Source organism: Halalkalirubrum salinum, assembly GCF_005543295.1.
GTDB lineage: Archaea > Halobacteriota > Halobacteria > Halobacteriales > Haloferacaceae > Halalkalirubrum > Halalkalirubrum salinum.
In genome coordinates this window covers 37,764-47,820 of the sequence record NZ_SRSG01000014.1, presented here as the reverse complement: position 1 = coordinate 47,820, position 10,057 = coordinate 37,764, and the positions used below count along the sequence as shown (strand labels likewise).

8 protein-coding genes and 1 pseudogene are annotated in these 10,057 nt (G+C 58.1%); 5 read left to right on the top strand and 4 right to left on the bottom strand.

Going from position 1 to position 10,057, the window contains the following annotated elements:
- Positions 1–86 precede the first annotated feature (86 nt).
- From E5K03_RS06165 to E5K03_RS06145, 5 genes and pseudogenes are all read left to right on the top strand, one after another.
- Positions 87–1,127 (top strand): annotated as a pseudogene (locus tag E5K03_RS06165) (ABC transporter substrate-binding protein); the annotation flags it as partial.
- 204 nt (positions 1,128–1,331) lie between these two features.
- Positions 1,332–2,321 (top strand): ABC transporter permease, encoded by a 990-nt coding sequence (locus E5K03_RS06160; protein ID WP_138005477.1) that lies wholly within the window; start codon positions 1,332–1,334, stop codon positions 2,319–2,321.
- On the top strand, positions 2,318–3,337 hold the full coding sequence (locus tag E5K03_RS06155; RefSeq protein ID WP_138005476.1) for an ABC transporter permease: 1,020 nt from the start codon (positions 2,318–2,320) through the stop codon (positions 3,335–3,337). Before E5K03_RS06160 ends, E5K03_RS06155 begins: the two co-directional genes overlap by 4 nt.
- Positions 3,338–3,339: 2 nt before the next feature.
- Positions 3,340–4,533, top strand: a complete 1,194-nt coding sequence (locus tag E5K03_RS06150; RefSeq protein WP_138005475.1) for an ABC transporter ATP-binding protein — start codon at positions 3,340–3,342, stop codon at positions 4,531–4,533.
- Positions 4,530–5,789, top strand: coding sequence for an ABC transporter ATP-binding protein (locus tag E5K03_RS06145; protein WP_138005474.1), 1,260 nt, complete (start codon positions 4,530–4,532; stop codon positions 5,787–5,789). Before E5K03_RS06150 ends, E5K03_RS06145 begins: the two co-directional genes overlap by 4 nt.
- Here E5K03_RS06145 and E5K03_RS06140 read toward each other — a convergent pair.
- The 4 genes from E5K03_RS06140 to E5K03_RS06125 are packed head-to-tail and all read right to left on the bottom strand — an operon-like array spanning position 5,777 to position 10,030.
- Entirely contained in the window at positions 5,777–6,823 is a 1,047-nt protein-coding gene (locus E5K03_RS06140) for an ABC transporter ATP-binding protein (RefSeq protein ID WP_138005473.1), read from the bottom strand. The genes E5K03_RS06145 and E5K03_RS06140 overlap by 13 nt on opposite strands.
- Positions 6,820–8,022, bottom strand: coding sequence for an ABC transporter ATP-binding protein (locus E5K03_RS06135; protein WP_138005472.1), 1,203 nt, complete (start codon positions 8,020–8,022; stop codon positions 6,820–6,822). The genes E5K03_RS06140 and E5K03_RS06135 overlap by 4 nt, the downstream gene beginning before the upstream one ends.
- Positions 8,019–9,038 (bottom strand): ABC transporter permease, encoded by a 1,020-nt coding sequence (locus E5K03_RS06130; protein WP_138005471.1) that lies wholly within the window; start codon positions 9,036–9,038, stop codon positions 8,019–8,021. Before E5K03_RS06130 ends, E5K03_RS06135 begins: the two co-directional genes overlap by 4 nt.
- Positions 9,038–10,030, bottom strand: a complete 993-nt coding sequence (locus E5K03_RS06125) for an ABC transporter permease (protein WP_138005470.1) — start codon at positions 10,028–10,030, stop codon at positions 9,038–9,040. Before E5K03_RS06125 ends, E5K03_RS06130 begins: the two co-directional genes overlap by 1 nt.
- Between the last annotated feature and the right edge of the window lie 27 nt (positions 10,031–10,057).

The following is a 10,057-nucleotide window of genomic DNA, read 5'->3' as shown; positions in this document are numbered from 1 at the left end:
TCCGTTATTTCTTTAGCAGAACGCGGTATTCCTGATTGAGTTCTGAGAGGAGTCTCTGTGTAGCTTCCACGATCACACTTCATTTGGATAGATCTGCTGAGAACGATGCGATCTCTGGCGCGGACCCAGAGGACTTCAATGGAACAGGCCCGTATGAGGTCGTCGAATTTACCTCGGGCGAGGAGGTCGTGCTCGAAGCCTTCGACGACTACTGGGGAGAAGAGCCGCCGTTCGAGCGCGTCGTCATCAACGCCGACGGCGAGTCCAGCGGCCGGGTTGCGGCGCTCGAAACTGGCGAAACCGATCTGACAATAAACATCCTCCCAGAGGATGCTTCGACTGTCCAGAACGCCGATGGTGTCGAGATTCGACAGGTCACGAGCTTCCGGAACATCTTTTTGCCGATGAAAAACACGGTCGAGCCGTTCGACAGCCTCGAGTTCCGGCAGGCAATGAACTACGCCGTGGACAATGAAGAGATCGTTAATACCGTTCTGAGCGGCTTCGGCGAAGCGCGGGGACAGCCCGTCGCGCCGGGAATCAACGGGTTTAATTCGGACATCGAGCCGTACGAGCAAGACCTCGCAATGGCCGAGAGCCTCGTCGAAGAAAGCGGCTACGGTGACATCGAGATCGAACTTGTCGCGCCACAAGGCCGGTACCTCAACGACGCCGATATTGGTGAGACGTGTGCAGATATGATCGATCAGTTGCCCAACGTCTCGTGTGAGGCGAGCATTGTTGATTTCGGCGTCGTCTCCGACGCCAACCAGGCGGGAGTTAATCCTGACGAGTATGGCGAGACGTGGGAGATCCCCTTCTATATGATCGGCTGGGGGACGATCACGGGCGACACCGACTACGGTGTTCAGGGCTTCTTTACGATTCCTGATAACGAATCGCGGACGTTCGAAGACGAGGAGCTCAGCGATGCGATCCTCGAGAGTCAACAGATCGAAGACCCCGAAGAGCGCGTCCAACAGCTCGAAGCGGTCAACCAACTTGCCCACGAAAAGTGCCCCTTCGTCTTCTTGCACACCCAAGAGAGCATTTACGGCGTCAACGATGCCATTCAGTGGGAACCCAGAGAAGACGAGACGGTCTACATCTGGGGAATGGACGCGTAAACAGCACTCTTGGGGGAGCTGTCGGTAGCCTTACCCTCTGTTCACGGCGATCGCTCTCTGTAGGCTCATCACGGTCGATCGACAGATGCTGGGACCGTGCGATCGAACGTATCGTCTGATGGGCCCACAACCTCGGATCGATCACGGAACGCTCGACTGAAACGAAAAGATAATCATCGTGGTCACACCTGAATCAGCCAATACATGTCGATAGCAAAGTTTCTGACTAAACGGCTCTTGCAGGGGATATTTGTCCTCTGGGGAGTTGTTACGATTCTCTTCGGGCTCCGTGCAGTCTCTCCGGGTGATCCGGCGACCCTCATGCTCGGGGAGGGCGCGAGCAGGGAGTTAATCCAACAGGTCCGGGAGGCAGAGGGACTGAACGACCCGGTGTACATCCAGTACGCAGACTATGTGCAAGGACTGCTCGTCGGTGACCTGGGCTATTCGTGGCGATCAGAGCGCGATGTCGCGCTGATGGTTATCGAACGAATCCCCGCGACGCTCGAACTTGCACTCGCGGCAACAGTCGTCGCAATGGTCATCGCGATTCCGCTCGGCGTAATAAGCGCGACTCGACGGGACACCCCCGCAGATTACAGCGCGACGCTGTTTTCACTGCTGGGAATTAGTACGCCGAATTTCTGGCTCGGGCTGATGTTGATCTTGGTGTTGGGTGTCTGGGCTGGACTCTTTCCGACCGGCCGTCGACCTGTTGGGTTGGGCCCGGCGGTTTTGACGCTCGCCGAAACTGGTTCGATCAGCGAGCTCACAACCTGGATACACTACATTGCCTTGCCAGCTGTCACCCTAGGGACGTACTTTACCGCCCTTATTACCCGGCTGACTCGCAGTGGGATGATTGACGAACTCGGAAAGCCCTACGTCACTGCCACCGAGGCGAAAGGCCTTCCCGAACTGCTTGTTCGGTACAAACATGTCCTCCGAAATACGATGATCCCAATTGTCACTGTCCTTGGTCTGCAACTCGGCACGCTGATGGGAGGGGCGGTTATCACCGAAACGGTGTTCAACTGGCCTGGACTGGGTCAACGGCTCATTGACGCGCTTGACGCGCGTGATTGGCCGCTGATGCAGGGAATTATTGTCTTCATTGCCGTCGCGTTCGTCGCGATCAATATCGCTGTCGACGCGGTGTACAGTTACGTTGATCCCGAGGTGGCTCTCGAATGATCTCTGAACGGATTAAGTCGAATCTCTCAGAGTCGTTCACCGAGAGTCTGCTGCCGAAACTCGGCGTCGCGATTCTGATCTGCATCGTGTTATTCGCAATATTCGCACCGATTCTCGCGACCCACGATCCGACGCGCACCGGATACTATGATGATAGCGGACAACCATACCCCCCAACCGGTACGTCCTATGAGACGCAGATCTCACAGGACGGTGAAATAACCGAGGTAGCCATCGAACCATCCGACGAGCATCTACTCGGAACGAACACCGTTGGCCAGGATGTGTACTCACGGTTTCTGTACGGCGCGCGGGTTTCGTTGGTAGTCGGCATACTTGGCGTACTCATGGCACTCGCAATTGGGGTCCCGCTTGGGCTCGTCGCTGGGTACTACGGCGGCCGGGTTGACGACGTATTGATGCGCAACGCAGACGTGATGTTGGCGTTCCCTGCACTCGTGCTCGCGCTTGCGCTTATCGGTGTGTTTGGTGAATCGCCCGTTTTTGTGCCCGATCCGATCGTGTACGTTGATTCGTTCCTGGATATCGGCGTTGCCGATGGGATGCCCACTGCGATCCCGATCCCTGGGACGGTAACTATCGTCGCCGCGCTCGTGACGTGGGTGTGGTTTGCGAGAATTGCCCGTGGCGAGGCACTGTCGCTTCGCAGCGAAGAGTACGTCAAAGCCGCCAAGAGCTTCGGCACGCCGGATCGATCGATCCTGTGGCGACACGTGTTGCCCAACAGTGTCACTCCGATCATCGTTCTCGCAACGATTCAGGTGGCTGTTATTATCCTCCTTGAGGCGTCGCTCGCGTATCTTGGCTTCTCAGGAACGACACTGTCTTGGGGGTATGAGATCGAACGTGGCCAAGATGTGCTCCGTACCAGACCGTGGGTCGCAGTAGTTCCTGGTATTGGGATCATGCTCACTGTGATTGGCGTCAATCTGATTGGTGATTGGCTTCGAGACGCGCTTGATCCGAATGTTGACAACAGCACGCGAGGTGCCTAACGATGGTAGATCCAATTCTGGATATAGAAGGCCTTACAACCCGATTTTTCACCGGTGAAGGACAGATAAATGCGGTCTCCGACGTCGATCTCACGATCAATCCGGGCGAGACAGTTGGCGTCGTCGGTGAAAGCGGCAGCGGCAAGAGTGTGACTGCCTTGTCGATTATGGATCTGGTCGAAGATCCCGGAAAAATAACTGCCGGAACCGTCAGGTACCGAAACCCGGAGTTTGCCGCGTCTATTGCCGAACGCCATCCTGACGCAGTCGATGGTGACTACGTGGACTTGCTGGCTGTCCCGAAACATGTCCGCAGGTCGCTTCGCGGAACGTCATTTAGTATGATTTTCCAAGATCCAGAGAGTAGTTTTAATCCCTCAATCACTGTCGGCGAGCAGATTGCGGAAGCGGTTGAGGTCCAACGCCGCGCAACCACGCGACCACGATCGGTCTCTGCACGGAGTACGCGGCCGGAGTATCGCTTTAGCGACTTTTTGTTGTCGACCGTGTTCCCCTCGCGAGGATACGTCTCCGAATCGAGCAAACAAGAGGCAATCTCGCTGCTCGAACAGGTCGGGATTCCCGATCCGGAAGAGCGGGTTGGACAGTATCCTCACGAGTTCTCTGGGGGAATGTTACAGCGCGCGATGGTCGCGCAGGCACTGGCAGGCGAACCCGACGTGTTGATCGCTGACGAACCGACGACAGCACTAGATGTAACCATTCAAGCGCAGGTACTCGAGTTACTCAACGATCTCCAAGCAGAGTTCGGGATGTCAATCTTGCTCATTACACACGACCTCGGTGTCGTTGCGCGGATGTGCGAACGTGTCGGGGTCATGTACGCCGGGAAAATTGTCGAGCGTGGTACTGTTAGTGATATCTTCGATACACCAGCACACCCCTACACAGAGGGACTGATCGGCAGTATCCCAGATATCGACACGCCCGGTGGCAATCGCTTGCAGCCGATCGCCGGTAACGTTCCAAGCCTGCTCGATTCGGAGATGGGAACTCGGTGTGCCTTCGCTGATCGCTGTCCGAAAGCGATGCAACGCTGTCTTGACGAGCCCTCGGAGCTTGATGCATCGGGGAGCCAATCGCACACCGCACAGTGTTATCTCGTCTCCGATGGATACGCCGAGGAGGAGGCGCTACCGGCAGGATACTTCGAGAGTTCCGGGGGTGACTCATGAGCACCCTCGAGCACAACAACGCAGACACTACATCGGGTGGTGACACACTGGTCTCTGTCGAAAACCTCAAAAAATACTTTGAGACTGCGCCTGGATTTCTCGATCGACTCTTTGGCGATGAGACTTCACCGGTACGTGCAGTCGATGGCGTCTCTTTTGACGTTATTCGTGGAGAAACACTCGGGTTGGTTGGCGAATCCGGTTGTGGGAAGTCGACAACCGGCGAGACCGTCTTACGGTTGCAGGAACCGACCGACGGATCTGTTACGTTCAACGGAGAGCCTGTTTTCGAGCTCGGGGGGGCAGCCCTCACAGAATTCAGACAACGGGCACAGATCGTCTTTCAAGATCCGTTTTCGAGTCTCGACCCCAGACAGACGATTGGCGCAACGGTCCGACAGCCGCTCGATGTCCACGGCCGGGGAACACTCGACGAACGAAACGAGCGAGTTCGAAACCTACTCGAGCGTGTCGGACTCTCAGCGGATCAGTTCGATCGATATCCCCACGAGTTCTCCGGCGGCCAACGCCAGCGGATCGGGATTGCACGAGCACTCGCGCTTGATCCTGACTTTGTAGTCCTTGATGAGCCAACAAGCGCACTTGACGTGAGTGTGCAAGCACAGGTGTTGAACCTACTCGACGAACTGCAAACGGAGTTCGGCCTCACCTACCTGTTGATTAGCCACGATCTCTCGGTCATCCGTCAGGTTTGTGATCGTGTCGCAGTGATGTATCTCGGCGAAATCGTCGAAATGGGGCCGATTGAAGAGATCTTTACTGCACCACGACACCCCTATACTGAAGCACTGCTTGACAGTGTTCCGCGGCCGACAACCGAAGAGGCCCAACGAGATATCACTGTGATTTCTGGGGACGTTCCCTCACCTCGACAGCCGCCATCTGGCTGCCGGTTTAGAACACGATGTCCACACATCATCCCGCCCGATGAAATGGATATTGATCAACAGAGCTATCGCGCGATCCAGACAATTCGACAGCGAATTGACGATCGGGCGTTTACAATCCCCGAGGACGCGTCCGTTGAGACGACTGTCGAACAGCTGTACGATCGTACCGTTGACAGCCCACTCCCAGCGGTGCACCGCGAGCGATTGGAAACGGCCTTCGAGTCAATAGCCGAAGGCAAATGGGATGCCGCAGCCGATGCGATGTCGGCGTATACTAGTATCTGTGAACGATCGAATCCAGAGCTCGACGGGGACACACATTCCGCAGCGTGTCATCTCGACTGATCGGGATACTGTTCCGAAGCGATCGGCTCGCTCTCCCAGTACTCGTGGTCGCTGTCGACCCGGAAGCACGCGGCCTGCTGGGTCTCTGTGGCTTGGTAGGTCGGCGGTGCTTCGTTTCGGCACACCTCACGAGCGTGCGGACAGCGGGTGTGGAACCGACACCCAGCTGGGGGATTCCGCGGCGATGGGACGTCGCCTTCGAGCGTCTGCATCCGTCGTTCGCTGCCGTCGGCATCCAACTTCGGGACGCTCTCTAAGAGCGCCTCGGTGTAGGGGTGTGCGGGATTTCCAAAGATTTCGTCGACGGGCCCAATCTCGACGATCTCGCCGAGGTACATCACCGCGACCCGATCGCAGATATGTCGAACTACCCCGAGATTGTGGGCAATAAAGAGGTACGTGAGACCGAACTCCGCCTGCAGATCGTCGAGCAGATTGAGAATCTGCGCCTGAACGCTGACGTCAAGGGCACTCACTGGCTCGTCGAGAACGACGAACTCTGGATCGACCGCCAGCGCCCGCGCGATCCCGATCCGCTGGCGCTGGCCGCCCGAGAACTCGTGAGGGTATCGATCGATCTGATCGGCCGAAAGCCCGACCTGTTCGAGCAGTTCGAGGGCGGTGTTTCGGCGCTCCTGTTTGGTTTCAATGTCGTGGATCCGCAATCCCTCGGTGATAATGTCACCGGCGGTCATCCGTGGATCGAGACTCGAAAACGGATCCTGAAAGACGATCTGTGCACGAGTGCGAAACTCCGTCAGATCGTCCGGCCCCATCGAGAGGAGGTCGTCGCCGTCAAAGACAACCTCGCCGGCGGTCGCCTCCCGCAACCGAAGCACGGTTTCGCCGGTTGTCGACTTCCCACAGCCGGACTCGCCGACGAGCCCGAGTGTCTCTCCCTGCTCGATCTCGAAAGAGACCCCATCGACGGCTTTGACACTTTGGGTCTCCGCGCCGAGGATCCGATCGACGATCGACGAGCCGTCGTCGTAGTACTTTTTGAGCCCGTCGACGCGCAACAGCGGTTCGCTCATTCGTCACCTCGGAAGTACTCGTCTGGGAGCGCCTCGTCTGGATCGTACGGCTGCTCTGCGAGCACACACTTTGCGGTGTGTTCGCCATCGGCCGATGCTGGGAGATCGGCTGGCTTTTCTAAACACGCCTGCATCGCTTTCGGACAGCGATCGGCGAAGTAACACCGATCGCCCATCTCCGAATCGAGCAGTCCGGGCACGTTGCCGGTGATTGGTTCAAGCCGCGACTTGGCCGCATCTGGCTCCGGAATTGAGCCCAACAATCCCTGGGTGTACGGGTGGACAGGATCACCAAACACCGTCTCGAGCGGCCCTCGCTCGACGACCTCACCGGCGTACATCACACAGACCCGATCGCACATCTCGGCGACGACTGCCAGGTCGTGGGTGATCAGGACGATGCTCATCCCTCGATCGCGCTGAATGTCGCGTAAGAGGTTCAGGATTTGTGCCTGGATCGTCACGTCGAGCGCGGTTGTCGGCTCGTCAGCGATCAACACGTCTGGCTCGCCAGCCAGCGCCTGGGCGATCATCGCGCGCTGTAACATGCCCCCAGAGAACTGGTTTGGGTACTCGTCGACGCGCTCTTCGGGATCGGGAATGCCGACCTGCTCGAGCAACTCGACTGCGTGCTCGGTACTCGCTTTGCTCGTATAGCTCCGACCGGGGACGATTCCGTCGAGTAAGTAGTTCGACAGACCGTACCCCTGTGTGCGCGAGCGGGTCGATCGCGGGTTCGCCCGCGCACGGCGTTGGACCTCAACCGCTTCGGCGATCTGCTCGCCGACGGTGATCGAGGGATTGAAACTGCTCATCGGGTCCTGGAAGATCATACTAAAGGAGGGGCCACGGAGCGATCGTCGAACTCGCGGCGGGAGGGTCCGCAGATCGACGTGATCGCCCGAAACTTCGACCGAGTCGTTTCCACGAAACTCCTCGGCGAGATCGGGGTTGCGGTACCACACTGATCCCGCGGTGATCCGCCCGGGGGACCCAACGAGATCGACGAGCGACAGTGCAGTAACCGACTTTCCGGAGCCGGACTCGCCGACGATCCCGAGGATCTCGTCCTCGCGGAGGTCGAACGAGACTGATTCGACCGCGTTGATCTGTCCCTCCTCGGTGAAAAACCGCGTCGAAAGCCCCTCGACGCTGAGGACAGAATCGGCTGCGGGCCGGCTCGTCTGCTCGTAGCTCATGCGGCACCCCCTTCACCCTGGATTCCTGGATCGAGGGCGTCTCTGAGCCAATCGCCAAGGAGATTGATGCCAATCACCGAGAGCATGATCGCAAGCCCGGGGATCGAGGCGATCCACCACTGTCCAGAGGAGATGTAGTCACGTCCCTGCGAGATGTCGAAGCCCCACGAGAGCGTCGTCCCGGAAAACCCGAGGAACGACAGCGCGCTTTCGAGGAGGATGATCGCCGCAACCTGGACGGTTCCAAGCACGATGATCGGGGTGATCGCGTTCGGGAGGACGTGGCTCAAGATAATCCGGTTGTCGCTCGCGCCGAGCGCTCGTGCAGCCTTGACGTACTCCTGGCTGCGAAGCGACATCGCCTCCCCACGGGCGACACGGGCAAACCACACCCAGTTGACGAGGCCGACGACGATCACCACTGTGATCGGCAACACAAAGAATTCGGGCATATCTGACACCATTCCGGTGACAACGAAGGGATCCGGCACGCGAATCGCTGCGCGCCCCCACAGTCCGATGAGGGCGACTGCGAGCACGAGCGAGGGAAACGCGAGGCTGACGTCAGCGATCCGCATCAGTGTGTCGTCGATCCGTCCGCGGTGATAGCCGGCGTACATCCCAACCGGGACGCCGATCACCGCAGCCAGCAGCGTTCCTAGGACGCCAACCGCGAGTGAGGTTCGTGCGCCGTAGATGATCCGTGACAGCATATCTCGGCCAAGCCCGTCGGTTCCAAGGACATAGTCGCTGTCTGCGCGGATTACCTCCGTCTCGGTAACAGTTTGGATCTCACCATCGACCATCTCCGAACTCGTCTTTTCGTTCGTGTCGGTGAAACCGATCGGTGGCAGTTCGCTCTCTGGGAGGCGCTGTTCGGTCGGATTGTGCGGCGCAATAAACGGCGCGAACGTCGCGACGAGGATGATCCCGACGACGAGCGCAAGGCCGATCTTTGCGAGCGCGCTGGTTTTGAACTCTGATTTGAGATTCCGGATAACACGTGCTGAAACCATTAGTCGTACACAACCTGGGGGTCGAGATACGCGTACACCGTATCTACGAGGATATTTACTAAGACGAAGCTGGTGCCGATCACGATGAGGCTACCCTGTAAGACGGGCCAATCGCGGAGGTTGATGCTCTGAATGACGAGCGTCCCGAGCCCCGGCCACGAGAACACGGCTTCGGTAATCACTGCCCCGCCGATCAGCGTCCCCAGCTGGAGGCCGAGAACCGTGATGACTGGGATGAGGGTGTTTCGAAGGACGTGTTTGTACCGGACGAGCGTTTCGGGGATACCTTTCGCTCGGCTCGCGGTGACGTATGCTTTGCCGAGTTCGTCCAGCATACCCGATCGAGTCAACCGGGTAATGAGGGCCATAAAGTACGTGCCAAGCGCGATCGAGGGCAGCGTGATATACTTCAGCCAGGACGCAAGCGTCGAAATGAACGGTTCGGGACCGACAACAGAAATGACAACATCGCCGAGGTCCGTCTCTCGTCCGCTTGTGTGGAAGATTCCGAACTCAACGGCCAGGATGAGGATCATCATTATGCCGAGCCAGAAGTTCGGCGTACTGATTCCCGCAAGCGAAAACAGCGTCGCGCCGTAGTCGACAGGCTCGTTTCGCCGTGTCGCGCTGATAACCCCGAGTGGAATCGACAACGCAATCGCAACGATAGTCGCCGTCACTGCGAGCTCGACGGTCGCCGGTACCCGTGCGAACACGAGCCCCGTGACTTCCTGTCCCTTAATGTACGAAAAGCCCATATCGCCAACCATGAGGTCGAACAGGTACTGTCCGTACTGAATGTACAGCGGCTGATCGAGCCCGAGCTCGGCGGCGATCGCCCGCCGCGTCTCCTGGGTGGCGTCTAACGGCGCGACCGCGTTGATCGGATCCCCCGGCGTGACGAACCGGAGGGCGAATACAACGGTAATCACGCCCCAGATTACCCCGAGACCCTGCAGGCTCCGTGTGAATACGAATCTCCCAAATGACATGTATACTGGCGACCGAATACTCGTACC

Excerpts from the sequence above, each read along its gene's own strand:
- E5K03_RS06160 (WP_138005477.1), top strand. The coding sequence starts at position 1,332 with ATGTCGATAGCAAAGTTTCTGACTAAACGGCTCTTGCAGGGGATATTT.
- E5K03_RS06155 (WP_138005476.1), top strand. The coding sequence starts at position 2,318 with ATGATCTCTGAACGGATTAAGTCGAATCTCTCAGAGTCGTTCACCGAG.
- E5K03_RS06150 (WP_138005475.1), top strand. The coding sequence starts at position 3,340 with ATGGTAGATCCAATTCTGGATATAGAAGGCCTTACAACCCGATTTTTC.
- E5K03_RS06145 (WP_138005474.1), top strand. The coding sequence starts at position 4,530 with ATGAGCACCCTCGAGCACAACAACGCAGACACTACATCGGGTGGTGAC.
- E5K03_RS06140 (WP_138005473.1), bottom strand. The coding sequence starts at position 6,823 with ATGAGCGAACCGCTGTTGCGCGTCGACGGGCTCAAAAAGTACTACGAC.
- E5K03_RS06135 (WP_138005472.1), bottom strand. The coding sequence starts at position 8,022 with ATGAGCTACGAGCAGACGAGCCGGCCCGCAGCCGATTCTGTCCTCAGC.
- E5K03_RS06130 (WP_138005471.1), bottom strand. The coding sequence starts at position 9,038 with ATGGTTTCAGCACGTGTTATCCGGAATCTCAAATCAGAGTTCAAAACC.
- E5K03_RS06125 (WP_138005470.1), bottom strand. The coding sequence starts at position 10,030 with ATGTCATTTGGGAGATTCGTATTCACACGGAGCCTGCAGGGTCTCGGG.